Source organism: Stenotrophomonas sp. SMYL20 (assembly GCF_036320045.1).
Classification (GTDB): Bacteria; Pseudomonadota; Gammaproteobacteria; order Xanthomonadales; family Xanthomonadaceae; genus Stenotrophomonas; species Stenotrophomonas maltophilia_A.
Window position 1 is genome coordinate 44,231 of record NZ_JAWIRT010000018.1, and the last position, 20,842, is coordinate 65,072.

The following is a 20,842-nucleotide window of genomic DNA, read 5'->3' on the forward strand; positions in this document are numbered from 1 at the left end:
CATGTCTGCCTCCCCCATTGCCGACTACCACGCCTTCCCGGATGCCCAGGGCCACTTCGGCCGCTACGGCGGCAGCTTCGTTGCCGAAACCCTGGTCGGCCCGCTGCAGGAACTGGCCCAGGCCTATGACCAGGCTCGCCAGGACCCGGCATTCCAGGCCGCTTACGACCGCGACCTGGCCCATTACGTGGGCCGGCCGAGCCCGATCTATCACGCCCAGCGCCTGAGCGATCATGTCGGCGGTGCGCAGATCCTGCTCAAGCGCGAGGACCTGAACCACACCGGTGCGCACAAGATCAACAACACCATCGGCCAGGCGCTGCTGGCCGCGCGGATGGGCAAGAAGCGCATCATCGCCGAGACCGGTGCCGGGCAGCATGGCGTGGCCAGTGCCACCGTTGCCGCGCGCTTGGGCCTGGAATGCGTGGTGTACATGGGCGCCACCGACATCGAGCGGCAGAAGATCAACGTCTACCGAATGAAGCTGCTCGGTGCGACGGTGGTGCCGGTCACCTCCGGCTCGGCCACCCTGAAGGACGCGCTCAACGAAGCGATGCGCGATTGGGTGACCAACGTGCAGGACACCTTCTACATCATCGGCACCGTGGCCGGCCCGGATCCGTACCCGCGCATGGTGCGCGATTTCAACGCCATCGTCGGCCGCGAAGCACGCGAGCAGATGCTGGCCGAGTACGGCCGCCTGCCGGATGCGATCACCGCCTGCGTCGGCGGCGGCAGCAATGCCATCGGCCTGTTCCATGCCTTCCTCAATGATCGCCAGGTCGAGATCGTCGGCGCCGAAGCTGCCGGTGATGGCATCAGCACCGGGCGCCACGCTGCATCGATCGCGGCGGGTCGGCCGGGCGTGCTGCACGGCAACCGCACCTATGTGCTGTGCGACGACGACGGCCAGATCATCGAGACCCACTCGGTATCAGCCGGCCTGGACTACCCGGGTGTCGGGCCGGAGCACGCGTTCCTGGCCGATACCGGCCGCGCACGTTACCTCGGCATCACCGACGAGGAAGCGCTGCAGGCCTTCCACCTGCTGGCGCACACCGAAGGCATTCTGCCGGCGCTGGAATCCAGCCATGCGCTGGCACAGGCGATCAAGCTGGCGCGTGAGCGACCGCGTGACCAGATCGTCCTCTGCAATCTATCCGGCCGTGGCGACAAGGACGTGCACACCATTGCCGCGCGCGAAGGGCTGGTGCTGTGAGCGCGCGGCTGCGGAACAGTGGCGTGCTGCTGCTGGCACTGGGCTTGGCTGCGTGCCAGCCGCCGGAGCCGCCGGTGCTGGCACCGGCCGCCAAGGCCACCACGCAGCCTGTGCAGCAGGCCGCCAACGATGATCTTGACCCGATGGCGCGTACGCCGATCGACGATCCGCCGTCTGTGGAAGATAAGGACAGCGATGACGCGCCCGCGGTGGCCTCGGTGGCGCTGGACCATGCCGGCGAGGTGCTGATCGGCCAGCATATGACCGATCTGAAGGCACTCGGGCCGTGGACCGCGCAAGGGGCGGTCGAAGCCATCGGCGGCAGTTGCGAGTACTACGACGGCAAGGGGCTGCCGCCCGGCGTGTCGATGATGACCGATGAAGATCGCGTCGTCCGTTTCGATCTCGGCCTGGATCCGGAGAGCGGGGCGCCGACCCAGCAGCCCGGGCCGTTCGGCCTGCGTGTCGGCATGACCCGCGCCCAGGCCATGGCCCAGTTCCCGAAGCCGCCGGTATCCAGCCCGCATGCCTACGACGGTGACCAGGGCGAGTACCTCACCTGGCAGGACCCGGGCTCGGCCCTTGGCATCCGCGTAGAACTGTTTGAAGGGAGGGTCATCCAGATGTACTGGGGGACCAGCGATGCGATTGAACTGATTGAAGGATGTGCCTGATATGCCTGTTTCCCGACTCGATGCCTGTTTCCAGCGACTGCGCGAGCAGCAGCGCAAGGCGCTGATTCCCTTCATCACCGCCGGTGATCCCTCGCTGGAAGCCACCGTGCCGGTCATGCACGCGCTGGTCGATGCCGGCGCCGACGTGATCGAACTGGGCGTGCCGTTCTCCGACCCGATGGCCGATGGCCCGACCATCCAGCGCAGCTCCGAGCGCGCGCTGGCGCGGGGGGCCGGCAGCCGCTATGTGCTGCAGGCCGTGGCGCAGTTCCGCGAGCGTGACGCTCAGACGCCGGTGGTGCTGATGGGCTACCTGAACCCGGTGGAGATCCATGGTTACGCGGCCTTCGCCAAGGCCGCCGTGGACGCCGGCGTGGACGGCGTGCTGCTGGTCGACCTGCCACCGGAAGAAGCGGGCGAGGCCCAGCAGGCGTTCGACGCAGCCGGCCTGGCGCTGGTCCTGCTGGCGTCGCCGACCACCAGCGAGGCGCGTGCCGACAAGCTGCTGGCGCTGGCCCGTGGTTATCTCTATTACGTCAGCTTTGCCGGTGTCACCGGCGCGTCCGAGCGCCTGGACAGCGATGCCGCCAGTGCCCGCCTGCAGGCCCTGCGCGCGCGCGCTTCGGTGCCGGTGGTGGCCGGCTTCGGCATCAAGGATGCCGACAGTGCTGCGGCGATGGCCCGCCAGGCCGACGGCGTGGTGGTCGGCAGCGCGCTGGTGGCGGCGCTGGCCGAAGCGGGCTCGGCTGAGGAGGCCGCGCAGCGCGCTCGAACCTTCCTGGCTCCGCTGCGGCAGGCGCTGGACCAGTAACGGTAGCGCCGGGCCATGCCCGGCGGTGCGGGGCGCAAGGGTATCCGCCGGGCATGGCGCGGCGCTACCCGCACGGCGTTGCCGCGCTAAACGTACGTCCCAGCATGGTTTTTTCCGGCGGCCCCGTGTCCGGCAAGGGGGTGCACGGGCGGGGAAAGCGGAGCTAGACTGTCCGCCTTTGCGGCCCTTGGGCCGCCCTGAACGGAAGTGTCCTCCCGCATGAGTTGGCTCAGCAAGTTGATGCCGTCCGGCATCCGCACCGACAACACCCCCAGCAAGAAGCGCAGTGTCCCCGAGGGCCTGTGGGAAAAGTGCAGCAACTGCGGCAGCGCGTTGTACCGTCCGGAACTGGAAGAGAACCTGGAGGTCTGCCCGAAGTGCGGCCACCACATGGCGATCCGCGCACGTGCGCGCCTGGCCGCCCTGTTCGACGCCGACAGCACCACCGAGATCGGTGCGCGCCTGGGCCCGACCGACCTGCTCAAGTTCAAGGACCAGAAGAAGTACAGCGAGCGCATCAAGATCGCGCAGAAGAACACCGGCGAGTACGACGCGCTGATCGCCATGCGCGGCCTGCTCAAGGGCCGTGCGCTGGTGGCCTCGTCGTTCGACTTCGCCTTCATGGGTGGCTCGATGGGCTCGGTGGTGGGTGAGCGTTTCGCGCTGGCCGCCGAAACCGCGGTCGAGATCGGCGCCCCGTACGTGTGCTTCTCGCAGAGTGGCGGTGCGCGCATGCAGGAAGGCCTGTTCTCGCTGATGCAGATGGCCAAGACCTCGGCCGCGCTGGGCAAGCTGCGTGAAGCGGGCCTGCCGTACATCTCGGTGCTGACCCACCCGACCACCGGTGGTGTGTCGGCCTCGTTCGCGATGCTGGGCGACATCAACATCGCCGAACCGCAGGCGCTGATCGGCTTCGCCGGCCCGCGCGTGATCGAGCAGACCGTGCGCGAGAAGCTGCCGGAAGGCTTCCAGCGCTCGGAGTTCCTGTTGGAGCACGGTGCCATCGACCAGATCTGCGACCGCCGCGAAATGCGCGACCGCCTGTCCGATCTGCTGGCAATGCTGGGCCGTCAGCCGGCGCCGGAGGTGGCGTGATGGGAGGCCGCAAGTACTTCGGTACTGATGGCATCCGTGGGCGGGTCGGCCAGGGCGTGATCTCGGCCGACTTCGTGCTGCGCCTGGGCAATGCCCTGGGCCGTGTCCTGGTTGCCCAGCGCGGCCAGGATGGGCGCCGGCCGATCGTGGTGATCGGCAAGGACACCCGCATTTCCGGTTACATGTTCGAAGCGGCACTGGAAGCCGGCCTGGTCGCCGCCGGCGCCGACGTACAGCTGCTGGGGCCGATGCCGACCCCGGCGGTGGCGTTCCTGACCCGCACGCTGGGCGTGGACGCCGGCATCGTCATCAGCGCCTCGCACAACCCGCATTACGACAACGGCATCAAGTTCTTCTCGGCCCAGGGCGAGAAGCTCGACGATGCCACCGAACTTGCCCTGGAAGCGGCGCTGGACGTTCCGTTCACCACCGCCGAATCGGAGAAGCTGGGCAAGGCATCGCGTGCGCGTGAAGCGGTCGGCCGCTACATCGAGTTCTGCAAGGCCAGCGTGCCGCGCGCGTTCGACCTGCGTGGCGTGCGCCTGGTGCTGGATTGCGCACACGGCGCCACCTACCAGATCGCACCGCTGCTGTTCCGCGAACTGGGGGCCGAGGTGATCGGCATCGGTGCCGAGCCCAACGGCGTCAACATCAACGCCGGTGTGGGTTCCACCCATATCGACAACCTGGCGGCCAAAGTCCGCGAGACCCGTGCCGATCTCGGCATCGCGTTCGATGGTGATGGCGACCGTGTGCTGATGGCCGACGACCAGGGCAACCCGGTCGACGGTGACGACCTGCTGTACATCCTGGCCCGCGCCTGGAAGGACGAAGGCCGCCTGCGCGGCCCGGTGGTCGGCACGCTGATGAGCAACTACGGCGTGGAGAAAGCTTTCGCCGATCTGCAGATCCCGTTCGTGCGCAGCAACGTTGGTGACCGCTACGTGCACCAGGCATTGGTCGAAGGCGGCGGTGTACTCGGTGGGGAAGCGTCGGGCCATCTGCTGTGCCTGGACCGGGCCACCACCGGTGATGGCATCGTCAGCGCTCTGCAGGTGCTGGTCGCGCTGCGCAACAGTGGGCAGACCCTGCGCCAGGCGCTGAAGGGCCTGGTGCGGGTGCCGCAGAAGACCGTCAACGTGCGTCTGGGCAATGTCTCGGCCAAGGCCACGGTGCAGTCTGAAAGCGTGCAGTCCGCGCTGGCTGTGGCGCAGCAGGCCGTAGCCGGCCGTGGCCGCGCGTTCCTGCGGCCGTCCGGTACCGAGCCGGTGGTTCGGGTCACCGTGGAAGCCGATGACGCTACGCTGATGCAGCAGACGCTGGACCGCTTGTCCGCTGCGGTGCGTGAAGCCGCCAGCTGAGGCGACTGCACATCCGTACAAAGAAAGCGCCCCGGAATTCCGGGGCGTTTTCTTTTGCGGCGGCCCGGGAGGATGGCGTGCTCAGGGCCCCGGCACCATCTTCTTCTGGCGTGCCTTGAACCCATTGAACAGCGGCGCGATCAGCGGGTTGTAACTCAGGCGGATGCGCTTGCGCAGCCAGTTGGCCGGGCGGTTGCGGATCGCGAAACGATAGATGCGTTCCGGGTCGCCACCGATCACGTTGCGGCCGAACGGGTGGGTGGTGTGCAGGTAGCGGAAGCCCTGCTCGCGCGCCACTTCGATGTGATCCTGGTCGAAATCACCGTACGGCCAGCACAAGGTATCGGACACGTCGCCAAGCTTGTCCTGCAGGACTTCGCGCGAGATCGCCAGATCCCGGCTCAGGCCTGCACGGCGCTGCGCACGGTCCAGATCGTCACGGCGCAACCAGCGGGTGTGGGTATGGGTGTGGCAATGCACTTCGAAGGTGCCGGCGGCGATGGCCGCACGTGCTTCGCTCCAGCGCATCATCACATCGTCACTGCGGTCCTGCTCGTAGATCGCCGCTTCGCAGCCGCGATGGTCCGGCGTCGACGGCAGCGTCGCTCCGGCAATGCCGGCATGCGGACGTTCCGGGCCTTCGCCCATCCAGCCGGTGACCACGAACACCACGGCATGCATGCCGTACTTCTGCAGGATCGGATGGGCATACACCCAGTTGTCCAGGTAGCCATCGTCGAAGGTGATGACGATCGACTTGCGCGGCACCGGCTTGCCGGCCAGGAAGCCGGCGTACTGGTCCAGCGTCAGTGAGGTCCAGCCATTGCCTGCCAGCCACGCGATCTGGCTTTCGAAGTTTTCCGGCGACACGGTGATCATGCCCGGCGAAGGGCTGACATGGTGGTGCATCAGCACCGGAACGGTTCGCGCATCAGCCATGTCCCAGCTCCTTCAGCCACTGGTGGTAGTAGTGTTCGGTGGCTTCACCGTGGCCGTCCGGCGTGAAGCGGTGTGCGCCGTGCATCCAGTCCCAGCCAGCGCGGCCCATCTGCCGCCGCCGTTCCGGGTCGTCCACCAGCAGGCGCAAGGCACCTGTCAGGGCGGCATTGTCTCCCAAACGGGTGAGGATCGCATTGCTGCCATCGACCACCATCTCCGGCACGCCACCCACCCGCGTGGCTACGATCGGTACGCCCACATAAGCCGCTTCCAGGAACACGGTGCCGGCCGCTTCCTTGTGCGAGGCCAGCGCGAAGATGTCGAAGCCGGCCATCAGCCGGCAGGCTCCATCGCGGTAGCCGAGCAGGTGCACTTGGCGCTGCAGGCCGTGCTCGGCGCACATCGCCTGCAGTCGTTCCGTCACGGCCTGGCCATCACCGACGATCGCCAGGTGCAGGTCCGGGTTGGCCTTGCACAGCGGGATCATCGCCTGCAGCAGGTCGGCATGGCCCTTGGGCTCGCGCAGTACCGCCACGCAGCCGACCACGATGTCCTGTTCGCCGAAACCGAGCTCGGCACGCACCTGCGCGCGCGCGTCCTGCAGGCACTGCCAGGGATCGGCCTTGCGGATTTCGCTCCAGCGCGGCGGAACCGCAATCGGCGGCACGATGCCGATGCGCTCGGCCGGAATGCCACGGTCGGCCAGCAGTTGCTTGACGAAACTGCTGACGGTCAAAACCCGGTGCGGAAGCCCGGTATAGGTCAGCAGCGAATTGACCGGGCTCATCAGGTGGCGCGAGCGCACCACCAGCGGCGTGCCGCCCAGGCGTGCACCGGCGGCGGCGATCAGCGCATCGCGGCGGCTGGTGGTGTTTACCACGTCGTAGCGTTCGCGACGCACCAGTCGCGATACCGACCACACGCCGCGCAGCAGGCGCGCCAGGCCTCCCATGCGCAGCGTATGCACGGTGAAACCGTCGTCGCGTGCCAGTGTGGCCAGGCGCGCATCGGGCTGGCACAGCAACGACACTTCATGGCCACGCGCGCGCATCACCTGCATGTGCCGGAAGATGTAGATCTCCTGCCCGCCCATTCCCTTGGCGGCTTCGGTATGCAGGATGCGCAGCGGACGGTTCATGCAGGATCGGTCCTTGAAGTTCAGCGGTTGCGGAAGCGGGTCAGCGCTTCCCATGCGGAGCGGATGGCGGCGGCGTCCGGCGCCTGCTGCGGCAGCGGACGGTAGTGCCGGTCGAGCGCGGTGGCGTTGCCGAACTTGTCGAACACGTAGATGGCATCGCCATGGCGTACCGCGCGCTGCGACCAGCTCTCCACCACCAGCGCACGTTCGCTGGTGGTGGGCGCGGCCAGCAGGTCCTGGCCAGTACTGAAGTCGCTCAGTGCGTTCTCGCAGCCCAGTGCGTGGCGCATCAACGTCGGCACCCAGTCCTCATGCGAACTGGTGCGCATCTCATGGCCGCTGGCCTGGCCTGGCCAGTGCAGCACGAACGGCACCTGCAGCTGGTAGTCGGAGAAGTTGCCGTTGTGGCCCCAGTAGTTCAGCTTGAGGTCGTTGAACTCTTCGGCATGGTCACCGGTGACCAGCACGATGGTGTTCTCGGCCAGGCCTTGTGCGCGAAGGTCGTCCAGCAGCGAGCCGATCAGGCTGTCGGCGTAGTGCACGGCGGTGCGGTAGCGGTTGAGCTCCGGCGTCGGGTCGTGGTCCGGACCGAAGGACAGGAAGTCGATCTCCTTGGCCATCGGCGTGGCCACCGGCGGGTAGCTGGCGGGCAGGTGGTAGCCGGCGTGGGTGGAGTCGAGGAACACGAAGCCGAACCACGGGTGCTGCGCGGCCTGGCTGGTGCGGATGTCGTTCTGCAGCGCGGTGACGATGGCTGCGTCACGCTTGTCGGGCGTCAGGGCGGAGGGGCCCTGGTGCAGCTGGTCGCGTACGTCGGCGAAGGCGGTGCGGTCGAACTCCGGGCTGTACAGCGGCGCGCTGCCGTACAGGTGCAGGTCGTAGCCCTGCTGGCCCAGCACCTGGAACAGCTGCGAGCCGCGCTGTTCGTCCAGCATGCTTTGCCAGTAGCCGCCGGGCAGGCCGTAGAGCAGGCCGAACAGGCCGTAGCGGGTGGCATTGCCGGTGCTGAAATGCTGGTCGTACACGCGCGAAGCCTGTGCCAGTGCCGTCGTATTGGGCATCAGCTGCGGCGTCATGGCGTCCTGGCGCAGCGACTCCAGCACCACCATCAGCACATTCGGCCGATGTGGGTTCTGGCAGCGCAGGGGCTGCAGCGGATACAGCAGCTGCGCATGGCGCGGGTCAGGCAGGCCAGCCTGCTGTTCGCTGACAACGCCCAGTTTGCGCATGAAGCTCTTGGCGGTGATCGGCTGCGCCCAGGGCAGGTAGTTCCACTGCGCGATGACGTCACGGTCGCCGCGGGCATCGTAGTAGGCGGTGGCGACCTGGCCCCCCCCCATCAGCAGAGCGACCACCGCCCAGGCCTGCAGGACCCGGCGGCGGCGGGGCAGGGCGGGCAACAGCTTCCAGCATGCCCAGGCCAGCAGGCCTTCGGCGGCGAAGATGGCGGCGACCAGCAGTCCGGCCTGCAGCCAGGTTTTCCAGGACAACGCGACCTGGTCCTGCAGCGCGCCGCCGAACACCATGTTCACCACCATGGCATTGAGGTGGAACCGGTACAGAGTGAAAACCTTCGCATCAACCAGCAGCAGGCACAGCCACAGGCCCTGCAGCAGCACGGCGCTGATGCTCAGCGTGCGCGCGCTGCGCTGCCACAGGCCCAGCAGCAGCGGCAGCAGGCCTGCGAGGGCACCGAAGGCGAGCAGATGCCCCGGCAGAGCGACGGACAGGTAAACCAGGCCGATTGCGCCACCGGGGTTGTCGGCCAGCGGTACGTTGCCGAGCGTGATCGCCATCGCCAGCAGCGCGTTGCCGGCCACGAACAGCGACCACCAGGCCAATCGGCGCCAGTGACGTGCCGGGCCGGAGGGCAGGGAGGTGTTGGCAGAAGGAGCAGCAGGGCGCATGAAGGACGGAGGCGGCAGGTGGAGCAGGGGCGGGAGTCCCGGTTGTGACGGAATCGTTAATCCGCGCGCGGGTTGCGCATTGTATCGGTTTGTTTCTTCGTATCGAGTGGCGTCCCCCGGGCGATCTGTCACAATGTTCAGGTGGGCCATGAATGCGCTGGCCCTTCCAGACCCAACGACAAGCCAGGAACCGCTGTGAGCCAGATCCCCACCCTCGACATCACCCGTTTCGACAGCGACCGCGAGGCCTTCGTGGCCGAGCTGGGCGCGGCCTACCGCCAATGGGGATTCGCGGGCATCCGCAACCACGGCATCCCGCAGGCCGACATCGACGCGGCCTACGATGCCTTCAAGGCCTTCTTCGCCCTGCCGGAGGAGGTCAAGCGCAAGTACCACGTGGCCGGCAGTGGCGGCGCCCGCGGCTACACCCCGTTCGGCGTGGAGACCGCCAAGGGCTCCAAGCATTTCGACCTGAAGGAGTTCTGGCACATCGGTCGCGAGATCGCCGACGACTCCAAGTACCGCGACGTGATGGCGCCGAACCTGTGGCCGACCGAGGTCGAGGGCTTCCGCGAGCGCGGTTACGGCCTGTACCAGGCGCTGGACAACCTGGGTTCGCGCGTACTGTCGGCGCTGGCCCTGCACATCGGCCTGCCGGAAGACTTCTTCGCCGACAAGACCAACTTCGGCAACTCGATCCTGCGCCCGATCCACTATCCGCCGATCACCACCGACGACATCCCGAACGTGCGCGCCGGCGCGCATGGCGACATCAACTTCATCACCCTGCTGGTCGGCGCCAGCGCCGCGGGCCTGGAAGTGCAGTCGCACGAGGGCGAGTGGGTGCCGTTCACCTCGGACGCGGACACCATCGTGGTCAACATCGGCGACATGCTGCAGCGCCTGACCAACCACGTGTATCCGTCGACCATCCACCGCGTGGTCAACCCCCCGGGTGAGCTGGCGCGCCAGCCGCGCTACTCGGTGCCGTTCTTCCTGCATCCGAACCCGGACTATCTGATCGACGTGCTGCCGTCCTGCATCACCCCGGAGAACCCGAGCCGGTACCCGGAGGCGATCACCGCCCACGGCTTCCTCGAGGAACGCCTGCGCGAGATCAAGCTGAAGTAATGAGAAGTGAGGCCGCCGAAAGGCGGCCTTTTTCTTTGTAGGGCTCCGCCCTGCACCCGCAGAGGCCAAAGCCAAAGCCAAAGCCAAAGCGGCTCTGGGATGTTCCGTGGGGAGGCGGGGAGGTGTCGGATGGCGGGGACGCCGTGAACCCGTCCTGGGGGCTTGGCCGCGGCATCCATGCCGCGGACACCCCGCCATCCGACACCTCCCCGCCTTCGACAGTTTCCCGGTGACGGTGGGTAAATCGCGATTTCCGGTAGGTGTCGACCTTGGTCGACACGGTAGATCCACGCCATGGGTGCGGGCAGCTATCCGCACTGCCGCTTTTGCTTTTGATCTTCTTATTTCTTTCCGTGGCGGGCGGAACCGCCGGAATGTGTCAGAGGCCGGGCGGGTGGGGCTGCGCAGGGGCGTGAGCCGCATGGGCCCGAGGCATGCCTCGGGCGCGTTGGGCAGGACGCCCAACCCGGGTCTTGCTCGTGTGTGCAGGACGGCGCCCACGAGCAAGCGGCGACCGAGCTTACAGGGGTGAGGGCGCTTTGCTTGCGAAGCACTGCTTCGCAAGCGCCAGAACGCACAGCCGCCAGCGGCTGGGCCGGGCCCCGGAGGGGGACTTGCAGCGCCCCCTGCGCAGTCCCACCCGCCCGGCCAAGCCCCAAATCCAACCGGGTTCTCCGCGACCAACCCAACCCCACCCCCGCCACGAGGGGCTGCGCCGTTGGCTGAAAATCCATGTAACCGCTTACACGGAAACGGATTTTTGCCGTAACGGGTATCATGCCCGGCTGACTTCACACAGGAGCCACCCGCTCATGCGCCGCAAGATCGTCGCCGGAAACTGGAAGCTGCATGGCAGCCGTCAATTCGCCAATGAACTGCTGGGGCAGGTCGCCGCCGGGCTGCCGCTGGAGGGGGTGGACGTGGTGATCCTGCCGCCGCTGCCCTACCTGGGGGAGCTGGTCGAGGACTTCGGCGAGACCGGCCTGGCCTTTGGCGCGCAGGACGTGAGCAGTAACGAGAAGGGCGCCTACACCGGCGAGGTCTGCGCCGCCATGCTGGTCGAGGTCGGCGCCCGCTATGGCCTGGTCGGCCATTCCGAGCGCCGCCAGTACCACCACGAAAGCAGCGAGCTGGTCGCACGCAAGTTCGCCGCCGCCCAGCACGCCGGCCTGGTGCCGGTGCTGTGCGTGGGCGAGACCCTGGAGCAGCGCGAGGCCGGGCAGACCGAAGCGGTCATCGCCGGCCAGCTGGCGCCGGTGCTGGAGCTGGTCGGCGCGGCCGGTTTCGCCAAGGCCGTGGTCGCCTACGAGCCGGTCTGGGCCATCGGTACCGGCCGTACCGCTACCAAGGAGCAGGCGCAGCAGGTGCACGCGTTCATCCGTGGCGAAGTCGCGCGTATCGATGCTAGAATCGCTGATTCACTGCCCATTGTTTACGGCGGTAGCGTGAAGCCCGACAATGCCGGGGAACTGTTCGCGCAGCCGGATGTCGATGGTGGGCTGGTCGGCGGCGCCTCCCTGGTGGCCGCGGACTTCCTGGCCATCGCACGGGCGGCGGCCGCGAACTAATCCTAGAAGTTTTGTCCGAGGGCGGTTTCCAATGCTGATGTTGATCCTCAATGTCGTCTACGTGCTGGTCGCTGTGGCCATGATCGCGCTGATCCTGATGCAGCGTGGCTCGGGTGCGGCGGCGGGTTCGGGCTTTGGTGCCGGTGCCTCGGGTACGGTGTTCGGTGCGCGCGGCGCCTCGAACTTCCTGTCCAAGTCGACCAAGTGGCTGGCTGTCGTGTTCTTCGGCATCAGCCTCTTCATGGCCTGGTATGCCGGTCATGGCAGCCGCCCGGCGGCCGATCAGGATCTGGGCCTGATGTCCGCACCGGCGGCAGTCGCTCCGGCGGCTCCGGCGGGCGAACTGCCGGCCGTTCCGAAGGCCGATGCGGTCCCGGCCGCCCCCGTTCCGGCCGCGAATGTGCCGGCTCAGGCGGAATCTTCGGTTTCTGGTGAAGAAAAGCCTTCGGAAGGCTCCCAGAAAGACTGAAGCCGGTTACAATACGCGGCGCATCGGGAAGATAGTCTGATGTGATCGTTTGCCCAGGTGGCGGAATTGGTAGACGCACTACCTTGAGGTGGTAGCGACGCAAGTCGTAGGGGTTCGAGTCCCCTCTTGGGCACCATTTGTAAGTAAAGCGGGTTCGTCTGGCGCGCAAGGCGCCAGGCAGATTCCCGTCCACTCCCCCATGCCAAAGCGCCTGCAGGCGCGGCGGCAGAGGCAAGAGAGAATCGCTGTGCTGGCCGAATATTTGCCGTCTCTGCTGTTTCTGATCGTTGCCACCGGTATCGGCATTACGCTGATGCTGGTTGGTCGATTCCTCGGTCCCCGCCGCCCCGATCTGGAAAAGCTGTCGCCGTACGAGTGCGGCTTCGAGGCCTTCGAAGACGCGCGCATGAAGTTCGACGTGCGCTATTACCTGATCGCGATCCAGTTCATCGTCTTCGACCTGGAAATCATCTTCATCGTGCCGTGGACCCAGGTCTTCATGGAGCTGGGTGCCCGTTCGCTCATCACCATGGGCCTGTTCGTCGGCATGCTGTTCCTCGGTTTCATTTACGTCTGGAAGAAGGGAGCGCTGGAATGGGAGTGATTCAGACTCTCGATGGCCTCATGAACAACCCCACGCCGGAAGGCCGGGTTGATGACATCCTGCGGCCGGAAGGCGACAACCCGCTGCTGGAAAAGGGTTTCGTCACCACCAGCGTCGATGCACTGCTGAACTGGGCGCGCACCGGCTCGATGTGGCCGATGACCTTCGGTCTGGCCTGCTGCGCGGTCGAGATGATGCATGCCGGCGCCGCGCGCCTGGACCTTGACCGCTACGGCGTGGTGTTCCGCCCGTCGCCGCGTCAGTCCGACGTGATGATCGTGGCCGGTACCCTGGTCAACAAGATGGCCCCGGCGCTGCGCAAGGTCTACGACCAGATGCCGGACCCGAAGTGGGTCATCTCGATGGGTAGCTGCGCCAATGGTGGCGGCTATTACCACTACTCCTATTCTGTGGTGCGCGGCTGTGATCGCGTGGTGCCGGTGGACGTCTACGTCCCGGGCTGCCCGCCGACCGCCGAGGCGCTGGTGTACGGGATCCTGCAGCTGCAGAAGAAGATCTGGCGTACACAGACCATCGCCCGCTGACCCCTTCACCTGACAAGAGCGCGCCAAGCCCCCATGGCAGAGCAAGCATCCTTCATCGACCGACTCTCCGCACGTTTCGCAGGTGCGAAGGTCATCGTGGTCGAACCCCGCGGCGAAGTGACGCTGGAAGTGCCTGCCGCCGAGTGGCACGCCACCGCCCTGGCGCTGCGTGACGAGTTTGGTTTCGAGCAGGCCGTGGATCTCTGCGGCGTCGACTACCTCGGTTATGGCTCCGACGAATGGGACACCGCCGACGTGTCCTCGCAGGGCTTCAGCCGTGGCGTCGAAGGCAAGGCCCAGGGCCGTTTCGCGTGGGGCGAGTTCCCCACCGAGGAAAACGGCGCCGACGGTGCCCGCCCGCAGCACATGCCGACCCAGCGTTTCGCCGTGGTCGCCCAGCTGCGTTCGTACCAGCACAACCTGATGATGCACCTGCGCTGCTTCGCCCCTGACGAAGCGCTGCCGGTGGTGTCCTCGCTGACCGGCATCTGGCCGGGCCTGAACTGGTTCGAGCGCGAAGCGTTCGACCTGTACGGCGTGATCTTCGAAGGCCACCCGGACCTGCGCCGGATCCTGACCGACTACGGTTTCGTCGGCCATCCGTTCCGCAAGGACTTCCCGCTGATCGGCAATGTCGAAGTCCGCTACGACGAAGAAAAGAAGCGCGTGATCTACGAACCGGTCACCTCGGTGGAGCCGCGTGTCGGCGTGCCGCGCGTGATCCGCGACGACGCCCGTCTGCAGACCGCAGAAGGTGAGCGCGCGCAGGAGGCAGTGAAGTGAGCCACGTACACCAGGCCGGCGAAGCCTTCGCCAGCAACGCCGCCGAAAGCCGGCAGGAAATCCGCAACTACACCATGAACTTCGGCCCGCAGCATCCGGCCGCGCACGGTGTGCTGCGCCTGATCCTGGAAATGGACGGCGAAACCATCATGCGCGCCGACCCGCACGTGGGTCTGCTGCACCGTGGTACCGAAAAGCTGGCCGAGTCCAAGCCGTTCAACCAGTCGATCGGCTACATGGATCGCCTGGATTACGTGTCGATGATGTGCAACGAGCACGCCTACGTGCGCGCGATCGAGACCCTGATGGGCATCGAAGCGCCGGAGCGTGCGCAGTACATCCGCACCATGTACGACGAAATCACCCGTATCCTCAACCACCTGATGTGGCTGGGTTCCAACGCGCTCGACCTGGGTGCGATGGCGGTGATGCTGTATGCCTTCCGCGAGCGCGAAGAGCTGATGGACTGCTATGAAGCGGTCTCCGGCGCGCGCATGCACGCGGCGTACTACCGTCCGGGCGGTGTCTACCGCGACCTGCCGGACCACATGCCGAAGTACAAGGAATCGCGCTGGCACAAGGGCAAGGCGCTGAAGCAGCTCAATGCTTCGCGCGAAGGCTCGCTGCTGGACTTCCTGGAGAACTTCACCGTCGAGTTCCCCAAGCGCATCGACGAATACGAAACCCTGCTGACCGACAACCGTATCTGGAAGCAGCGTACCGTCGGCATCGGCGTGGTCACTCCGGAACTGGCCCACCAGTGGGGCATGACCGGCGTGATGCTGCGCGGCTCGGGCATCGCCTGGGACCTGCGCAAGAAGCGTCCGTATGCCAAGTACGATGCCGTCGATTTCGACATCCCGCTGGGCAAGGAAGGCGACTGCTACGACCGCTACCTGGTCCGCGTTGCCGAAATGCGCGAGTCCAACCGCATCATCAAGCAGTGCGTGGCGTGGCTGAAGGCCAACCCCGGCCCGGTCATGATCAAGAACTTCAAGGTCGCTCCGCCCAAGCGCGAGGACATGAAGGACGACATGGAAGCGCTGATCCACCACTTCAAGCTGTTCAGCGAAGGCTATTGCGTGCCGGCCGGTGAGACCTACGCTGCAGTGGAAGCGCCCAAGGGCGAGTTCGGCTGCTACCTGGTTTCCGACGGCGCCAACAAGCCGTTCCGCGTGCACCTGCGCGCACCGGGCTTCGCCCACCTGTCCTCGATCGATTCGATCGTGCGCGGCCACATGCTGGCCGACGTGGTGGCGATGATCGGTACCTACGACCTGGTGTTCGGCGAGGTTGACCGGTAATGCCGTCCGCCACGCCAACGCCCGCTGCAGGCAGCCGGCGCAAGCCGGCGCCGCAGTTTCTGGAATTTCACGTTATGCATTTCGCTGAGGTCGGCCGATGAAGGCGACAGGTAATTTCGAGGCGGCGCGCGACGTCGACCCGATGGTGGTGCTGAGCGACAAGACCCGCGCTCACATCGATCACTGGCTGTCCAAGTTCCCGCCGGACCGCAAGCGCTCTGCCGTGCTGCAGGGCCTGCATGCGGCCCAGGAGCAGAACGAGGGCTGGCTGACCGACGAACTGATCGCCGGCGTGGCCAAGTACCTGGACCTGCCGCCGGTGTGGGCCTACGAGGTCGCCAGCTTCTACTCGATGTTCGAGACCGAGAAGGTGGGCCGCAACAACGTGGCCATCTGCACCAACATCAGCTGCTGGCTCAATGGCGCCGAGGACATCGTCCGCCATTGCGAGAAGAAGCTGGGCATCAAGCACGGTGAATCGACCCCGGACGGCCGCGTCTACCTCAAGCGCGAGGAAGAGTGCCTGGCTGGTTGCGGTGGCGCGCCGATGATGGTCATCAACGGTCACTACCATGAGCGTCTGACCCTGGAAAAGGTCGACGAGCTGCTGGACGGGCTGGAGTAAGGGCATGGCACATCACCACGAATCCAAGGGTCCGGTCGGCCCCGCGCCGCTGCCGCACCAGGTGGTCTACACCACCCTGCATTACGACACCCCGTGGTCGTACGAAAGCTACCTGAAGACCGGTGGCTACGCCGCCCTGCGCAAGATCCTCGAAGAGAAGATCCCGCCGGAGCAGGTCATCGAGATGGTCAAGGCCTCGGGCCTGCGCGGCCGCGGTGGCGCAGGCTTCCCGACCGGCCTGAAGTGGTCCTTCATGCCCAAGGGCAACATGCAGAAGTACATCCTCTGCAACTCGGACGAATCCGAGCCGGGCACCTGCAAGGATCGCGACATCCTGCGCTACAACCCGCATTCGGTGGTGGAAGGCATGGCGATCGCCTGCTACGCCACCGGTTCGACCGTGGGTTACAACTACCTGCGCGGTGAGTTCCACCACGAGCCGTTCGAGCACTTCGAGCAGGCCCTGGCCGACGCCTATGCAAATGGCTGGCTGGGCAAGAACGTGATGGGCTCGGGCGTGGACATCGACATCTACGGTGCGCTGGGCGCCGGCGCGTACATCTGCGGCGAAGAAACCGCGCTGATGGAATCGCTGGAAGGCAAGAAGGGCCAGCCGCGCTACAAGCCGCCGTTCCCGGCCAACTTCGGCCTGTACGGCAAGCCGTCGACGATCAACAACACCGAAACCTACGGTTCGGTGCCGGCGATCATCCGCAACGGTCCGGAGTGGTTCAAGGGCCTGAGCCTGACCGCCAACGGCGGTCCGAAGTGCTTCTCGGTGTCCGGCTGCGTGCAGAACGGCGGCAACTTCGAAGTGCCGCTGGGCACCAAATTCCACGACCTGCTGGAAATGGCCGGTGGCCTGCGTCCGGGCCGCACCCTCAAGGGCGCGATCCCGGGCGGCGTGTCGATGCCGGTACTGACCGCGGCCGAGCTGCAGGATCTGCCGATGGACTACGACACCATCCGTGCGCTGGGCTCCGGCCTGGGTTCGGGTGCGATCGTGGTGCTCGACGACAGCGTCTGCTGCGTCAAGTTCGCCTGCCGCATCAGCCAGTTCTTCCACAAGGAATCGTGCGGCCAGTGCACCCCGTGCCGTGAAGGCACCGGCTGGATGCACCGCGTGCTGGAGCGCATCGTCGCCGGCAAGGCCACGATGGAAGACCTGCACCAGCTGAAGGCGATGGCCGGCCAGATCGAAGGCCACACCATCTGTGCGTTCGGTGAAGCGGCTGCATGGCCCATCCAGGGCTTCCTGCGCCAGTTCTGGGACGAATTCGAGTACTACATCGTCAACGGTCATTCGATGGTTGACGGCAAGAAGGTGGAGGCAGCCGCCGCATGAGCGCGCAACCCGTAAACCCGAACGTGCCACCGGATCACGTGACCATCGAAATCGATGGCAAGTCGCTGGTCGTGCCCAAGGGTTCGATGATCATCCAGGCGGCCGACAAGGCCGGCATTTCGATTCCGCGCTTCTGCTACCACGAGAAGCTGCCGATCGCCGCCAACTGCCGCATGTGCCTGGTGGACGTGGAAAAGTCGCCGAAGCCGGCGCCGGCCTGTGCCACCCCGGTGATGGATGGCATGAAGGTCGCCACCCGCAGCGAGAAGGCACTGAAGTTCCAGCGCTCGGTGATGGAGTTCCTGCTCATCAACCACCCGCTGGACTGCCCGATCTGCGATCAGGGCGGCGAGTGCGAGCTGCAGGACGTGTCGCTGGGCTATGGCCGTTCGGTCAGCCGCTTCAACGAGCGCAAGCGCGTGGTGCCGGACGAGGACATGGGCCCGCTGGTCGCCACCGAGATGACCCGCTGCATCCAGTGCACCCGCTGCGTTCGCTTCACCGCCGACGTTGCCGGTACCTACGAGCTGGGTGGCATGTACCGCGGTGAGAACCTGCAGATCGGTACCTTCGACGGCAAGCCGCTGACCACCGAGCTGTCCGGCAACGTCGTCGACGTCTGCCCGGTCGGTGCACTCACCAACAAGGTGTTCCAGTTCCGCGCCCGCCCGTGGGAACTGACCGCGCGCGAATCGCTGGGCTACCACGACGCGATGGGTTCGAACCTGTTCCTGCACGTGCGTCGCGGCGAAGTGCTGCGCACCGTGCCGCGCGACAACGAAGCGGTGAACGAGTGCTGGCTGTCCGACCGTGACCGCTACTCGCACCAGGGCCTGTACAGCGAAGACCGTGCGGTCAAGCCGCTGCGCAAGGTCAATGGCGAGTGGAAGGAAGTGAGCTGGGCCGAAGGCCTGGCTGCGGCCGCCGAGATCCTCAAGGCCAACCAGGGCGACAACCTGGGCGTGCTGGTGCACCCGTCCACCTCGAACGAGGAAGGCGCGCTGCTGGCCCGCCTGGCCAAGGGCCTGGGCTCGAGCAACATCGACCACCGCATCAACAACCGCGATTTCTCCGACGCCGCAACCGCCGAAGTGTTCGGCCTGCCGCTCGCCGAGATCGAAGGCGCCGACCGCATCGTCGTTCTGGGCAGCAACATCCGCCACGAACTGCCGCTGCTGCACGCCCGCCTGCGCAAGGCGCAGACCACCAACGGCGCGAAGATCCACGTCGTCAACCCGGTGGACTTCGACTTCGCCTTCAGCATCGCCGGCAAGCAGATCGTCGCGCCGTCGAAGTTCGTCGACGCGCTGGCCAACGCCGAGCTGCGTTCGGCGGTGCAGGGCGGCAACAACACCGTGCTGATCGTCGGTGGCATCGCCGAAAACCATCCGCAGGCTGCCGCGATCCGCGCCGCCGCGCGTGACTTCGCCGCTGCGACCGGTGCCAAGCTGTGCCGCATCCCGCAGGGTGCCAACGCCGTTGGCCTGACCCGCGCAGGCGTGCTGCCGGCCGGCAAGGACGTCGCCGCAATGCTGGCGCAGCCGCGCCAGGCCTACGTGGTGTACGGCCTGGAGCCGGGCCTGGACTTCGCCGACGCCCCCGCCGCGCGCAAGGCGCTGGTCGGCGCCAAGGTGGTGGCCTTCAGCCAGTTCGCCTGCGTCTCCACCCGCGACGTTGCCGACGTGATCCTGCCGATCGGTGCGCTGCCGGAAATCGACGCCACCCTGACCAACCTCGATGGTCGCGAGCAGTCGGCGCGTGCCGGCGGCAAGCTGCCGGGCGAGGCCCGTGAGGGCTGGCGCGTGCTGCGCGCCCTGGGCGGTGAGCTGGCGGTAGCCGGTTTCGACTTCACCGACCTGGCCGGCCTGCGCGCCAGCCTGGCCCCGGTGTCGGTCGCCGTTGCCGCCTCGGCACAGCCGGTGGTTGCCGGCGAAGGCCTGGAAGTGGCTTCGACCGCCGCGATCTACCGCACCGATGCGGTGGTCCGTCGCGCCCCGGCGCTGCAGTCGCATCCGCTCAACAACGCCCCGCGCATCGTGCTGAACGCTGAAGATGCCGCTCGCCTGCAGCTGCAGGAAGGGCAGATGGCCAAGGTCGGCACCGATGCCGGCAAGGCCACCCTGCCGGTGGTGATCGACGCCCGCGTCGCTGCGGGTTCGGTCTGGATTGAATCGGGCCACGGCGCGACCGCGCCGCTGGGTGCCGCTCGCGTAACGGTGGTGGCTGCATGAACGAATTGCTGTTGAACGCGGTCGATCCGCTGCACCAGTGGCTGCTTGGCCTTGGTGACATCGGCGCGCTGATCTGGATCATCCTGAAGATCCTGGTGATCACCGTTCCGGTGATCATCTCGGTGGCCTTCTACGTGGTCTGGGAACGCAAGCTGATCGGCTGGATGCACGTCCGCCACGGCCCGATGTACGTGGGCATGGGCATCTTCCAGGCCTTCGCCGACGTCTTCAAGCTGCTGTTCAAGGAAGTGGTCCAGCCGAGCAGCGCCAACAAGGCGATCTACCTGCTGGCCCCGCTGATCACCCTGGCTCCGGCCTTCGCGGCCTGGTCGGTGGTCCCCTTCGACTCGCAGATCGTGCTGTCCAACGCCAACGCCGGCCTGCTGTACCTGCTGGCGATGACCTCGCTGGGCATCTACGGCATCATCCTGGCCGGTTGGGCATCCAACTCGAAGTATGCGTTCTTGGGTGCGATGCGCGCCTCGGCGCAGATGATCAGCTACGAAATCGCCATGGGCTTCGCCCTGGTCGGCGTGATGATCGCGTCGGGCAGCCTGAACCTGAGCAACATCGTGATGGCGCAGGCTGGCAATTCCGGTTTCTTCGACTGGTTCCTGCTGCCGCTGTTCCCGCTGTTCGTCATCTACTGGGTGTCGGGCGTTGCCGAAACCAACCGCGCGCCGTTCGACGTGGTGGAAGGTGAATCGGAAATCGTCGCTGGCCACATGGTCGAGTACTCGGGCGGTGCGTTCGCGCTGTTCTTCCTGGCCGAATACGCCAACATGATCCTGATCAGCTTCCTGATCTCGATCTTCTTCCTCGGCGGCTGGCTGAGCCCCATCCAGGGCTGGGTCAACTTCGGCGACGTCTCGCCGCTGGTCGACTGGATCTGGAAGGGCGGTGCACCGTGGCTGTTCGTCAAGGTGTTCTTCTTCGCCAGTGCCTACATCTGGTTCCGTGCCAGCTTCCCGCGCTTCCGCTATGACCAGATCATGCGCCTGGGCTGGAAGGTCTTCATCCCGCTGGCCATTCTGTGGATCGCGGTTACCGCCGTCATGGTGTTCTTCGGCGTGATTCAAAAGGGCGTCTAAGT

Annotated in this window: 19 protein-coding genes and 1 tRNA gene; 17 read left to right on the forward strand and 3 right to left on the reverse strand. The window is 66.3% G+C overall.

The window, feature by feature from the left end; genetic code table 11:
- Position 1: 1 nt before the first annotated feature.
- From trpB to glmM, 5 genes are all read left to right on the forward strand, one after another.
- Positions 2–1,219: a tryptophan synthase subunit beta gene (gene trpB, locus V3B48_RS14550; protein ID WP_014647880.1), complete on the forward strand. Its 1,218-nt coding sequence runs from the start codon at positions 2–4 to the stop codon at positions 1,217–1,219.
- Positions 1,216–1,893 carry a hypothetical protein gene (locus V3B48_RS14555; RefSeq protein WP_032128251.1) on the forward strand — a complete coding sequence of 226 codons (678 nt, stop codon included), beginning with the start codon at positions 1,216–1,218 and terminating at the stop codon, positions 1,891–1,893. The genes trpB and V3B48_RS14555 overlap by 4 nt, the downstream gene beginning before the upstream one ends.
- A gap of 1 nt (position 1,894) precedes the next feature.
- Positions 1,895–2,704, forward strand: coding sequence for a tryptophan synthase subunit alpha (gene trpA / locus V3B48_RS14560; RefSeq protein WP_329893977.1), 810 nt, complete (start codon positions 1,895–1,897; stop codon positions 2,702–2,704).
- A gap of 219 nt (positions 2,705–2,923) precedes the next feature.
- Positions 2,924–3,799 carry an acetyl-CoA carboxylase, carboxyltransferase subunit beta gene (gene accD, locus V3B48_RS14565; RefSeq protein WP_005410473.1) on the forward strand — a complete coding sequence of 292 codons (876 nt, stop codon included), beginning with the start codon at positions 2,924–2,926 and terminating at the stop codon, positions 3,797–3,799.
- Positions 3,799–5,160: a phosphoglucosamine mutase gene (gene glmM, locus V3B48_RS14570; protein WP_032128253.1), complete on the forward strand. Its 1,362-nt coding sequence runs from the start codon at positions 3,799–3,801 to the stop codon at positions 5,158–5,160. The genes accD and glmM overlap by 1 nt, the downstream gene beginning before the upstream one ends.
- Positions 5,161–5,241: 81 nt before the next feature.
- On the opposite strand, the gene V3B48_RS14575 is transcribed toward glmM, so the two are convergent.
- Genes V3B48_RS14575 through V3B48_RS14585 form a run of 3 tightly spaced genes read right to left on the reverse strand, consistent with a single transcriptional unit; the run spans position 5,242 to position 9,144 of the window.
- Positions 5,242–6,099, reverse strand: a complete 858-nt coding sequence (locus tag V3B48_RS14575) for a polysaccharide deacetylase family protein (RefSeq protein ID WP_032128254.1) — start codon at positions 6,097–6,099, stop codon at positions 5,242–5,244.
- Complete coding sequence (locus tag V3B48_RS14580) at positions 6,092–7,237, reverse strand: glycosyltransferase family 4 protein (protein ID WP_329893978.1); 1,146 nt, start codon at positions 7,235–7,237, stop codon at positions 6,092–6,094. The genes V3B48_RS14575 and V3B48_RS14580 overlap by 8 nt, the downstream gene beginning before the upstream one ends.
- 20 nt (positions 7,238–7,257) lie before the next feature.
- Entirely contained in the window at positions 7,258–9,144 is a 1,887-nt protein-coding gene (locus V3B48_RS14585; protein WP_329893979.1) for a DUF3413 domain-containing protein, read from the reverse strand.
- A 195-nt stretch (positions 9,145–9,339) separates the two neighbouring features.
- On the opposite strand from V3B48_RS14585, the gene V3B48_RS14590 reads away from it, so the two are divergent.
- The 12 genes from V3B48_RS14590 (at position 9,340) to nuoH (ending at position 20,840) form a co-directional block, all read left to right on the forward strand.
- Positions 9,340–10,275 carry a 2-oxoglutarate and iron-dependent oxygenase domain-containing protein gene (locus V3B48_RS14590; protein ID WP_032128257.1) on the forward strand — a complete coding sequence of 312 codons (936 nt, stop codon included), beginning with the start codon at positions 9,340–9,342 and terminating at the stop codon, positions 10,273–10,275.
- A gap of 812 nt (positions 10,276–11,087) precedes the next feature.
- Complete coding sequence (gene tpiA / locus V3B48_RS14595; protein WP_032128643.1) at positions 11,088–11,843, forward strand: triose-phosphate isomerase; 756 nt, start codon at positions 11,088–11,090, stop codon at positions 11,841–11,843.
- A gap of 31 nt (positions 11,844–11,874) precedes the next feature.
- A complete protein-coding gene (secG, locus tag V3B48_RS14600) occupies positions 11,875–12,312 on the forward strand; it encodes a preprotein translocase subunit SecG (RefSeq protein WP_010486424.1) in 438 nt (145 codons plus the stop codon).
- Between the two features lie 51 nt (positions 12,313–12,363).
- Positions 12,364–12,448, forward strand: a tRNA-Leu gene (locus V3B48_RS14605).
- A gap of 111 nt (positions 12,449–12,559) precedes the next feature.
- Complete coding sequence (locus tag V3B48_RS14610) at positions 12,560–12,916, forward strand: NADH-quinone oxidoreductase subunit A (protein WP_008265012.1); 357 nt, start codon at positions 12,560–12,562, stop codon at positions 12,914–12,916.
- Complete coding sequence (locus V3B48_RS14615) at positions 12,907–13,461, forward strand: NADH-quinone oxidoreductase subunit B (protein WP_005410463.1); 555 nt, start codon at positions 12,907–12,909, stop codon at positions 13,459–13,461. The genes V3B48_RS14610 and V3B48_RS14615 overlap by 10 nt, the downstream gene beginning before the upstream one ends.
- Before the next feature lie 33 nt (positions 13,462–13,494).
- A complete protein-coding gene (locus V3B48_RS14620) occupies positions 13,495–14,244 on the forward strand; it encodes an NADH-quinone oxidoreductase subunit C (RefSeq protein ID WP_005410462.1) in 750 nt (249 codons plus the stop codon).
- Complete coding sequence (locus V3B48_RS14625) at positions 14,241–15,548, forward strand: NADH-quinone oxidoreductase subunit D (protein WP_329893980.1); 1,308 nt, start codon at positions 14,241–14,243, stop codon at positions 15,546–15,548. The genes V3B48_RS14620 and V3B48_RS14625 overlap by 4 nt, the downstream gene beginning before the upstream one ends.
- Positions 15,549–15,645: 97 nt before the next feature.
- A complete protein-coding gene (nuoE, locus tag V3B48_RS14630) occupies positions 15,646–16,173 on the forward strand; it encodes an NADH-quinone oxidoreductase subunit NuoE (protein WP_006381132.1) in 528 nt (175 codons plus the stop codon).
- Positions 16,174–16,177: 4 nt separating this feature from the next.
- Positions 16,178–17,518 (forward strand): NADH-quinone oxidoreductase subunit NuoF, encoded by a 1,341-nt coding sequence (gene nuoF, locus V3B48_RS14635; protein WP_329893981.1) that lies wholly within the window; start codon positions 16,178–16,180, stop codon positions 17,516–17,518.
- Positions 17,515–19,749: an NADH-quinone oxidoreductase subunit NuoG gene (nuoG, locus tag V3B48_RS14640; protein ID WP_006381130.1), complete on the forward strand. Its 2,235-nt coding sequence runs from the start codon at positions 17,515–17,517 to the stop codon at positions 19,747–19,749. The genes nuoF and nuoG overlap by 4 nt, the downstream gene beginning before the upstream one ends.
- Positions 19,746–20,840 carry an NADH-quinone oxidoreductase subunit NuoH gene (gene nuoH / locus V3B48_RS14645; protein WP_006381129.1) on the forward strand — a complete coding sequence of 365 codons (1,095 nt, stop codon included), beginning with the start codon at positions 19,746–19,748 and terminating at the stop codon, positions 20,838–20,840. Before nuoG ends, nuoH begins: the two co-directional genes overlap by 4 nt.
- Positions 20,841–20,842: the final 2 nt, after the last annotated feature.

Coding starts and splice junctions, on each gene's coding strand:
- glmM (WP_032128253.1), top strand. CDS start 3,799: ATGGGAGGCCGCAAGTACTTCGGTACTGATGGCATCCGTGGGCGGGTC.
- V3B48_RS14620 (WP_005410462.1), top strand. CDS start 13,495: ATGGCAGAGCAAGCATCCTTCATCGACCGACTCTCCGCACGTTTCGCA.
- trpA (WP_329893977.1), top strand. CDS start 1,895: ATGCCTGTTTCCCGACTCGATGCCTGTTTCCAGCGACTGCGCGAGCAG.
- V3B48_RS14580 (WP_329893978.1), bottom strand. CDS start 7,237: ATGAACCGTCCGCTGCGCATCCTGCATACCGAAGCCGCCAAGGGAATG.
- nuoF (WP_329893981.1), top strand. CDS start 16,178: ATGGCACATCACCACGAATCCAAGGGTCCGGTCGGCCCCGCGCCGCTG.
- V3B48_RS14575 (WP_032128254.1), bottom strand. CDS start 6,099: ATGGCTGATGCGCGAACCGTTCCGGTGCTGATGCACCACCATGTCAGC.
- nuoG (WP_006381130.1), top strand. CDS start 17,515: ATGAGCGCGCAACCCGTAAACCCGAACGTGCCACCGGATCACGTGACC.
- V3B48_RS14615 (WP_005410463.1), top strand. CDS start 12,907: ATGGGAGTGATTCAGACTCTCGATGGCCTCATGAACAACCCCACGCCG.
- secG (WP_010486424.1), top strand. CDS start 11,875: ATGCTGATGTTGATCCTCAATGTCGTCTACGTGCTGGTCGCTGTGGCC.
- nuoH (WP_006381129.1), top strand. CDS start 19,746: ATGAACGAATTGCTGTTGAACGCGGTCGATCCGCTGCACCAGTGGCTG.
- accD (WP_005410473.1), top strand. CDS start 2,924: ATGAGTTGGCTCAGCAAGTTGATGCCGTCCGGCATCCGCACCGACAAC.
- tpiA (WP_032128643.1), top strand. CDS start 11,088: ATGCGCCGCAAGATCGTCGCCGGAAACTGGAAGCTGCATGGCAGCCGT.
- nuoE (WP_006381132.1), top strand. CDS start 15,646: ATGAAGGCGACAGGTAATTTCGAGGCGGCGCGCGACGTCGACCCGATG.
- trpB (WP_014647880.1), top strand. CDS start 2: ATGTCTGCCTCCCCCATTGCCGACTACCACGCCTTCCCGGATGCCCAG.
- V3B48_RS14585 (WP_329893979.1), bottom strand. CDS start 9,144: ATGCGCCCTGCTGCTCCTTCTGCCAACACCTCCCTGCCCTCCGGCCCG.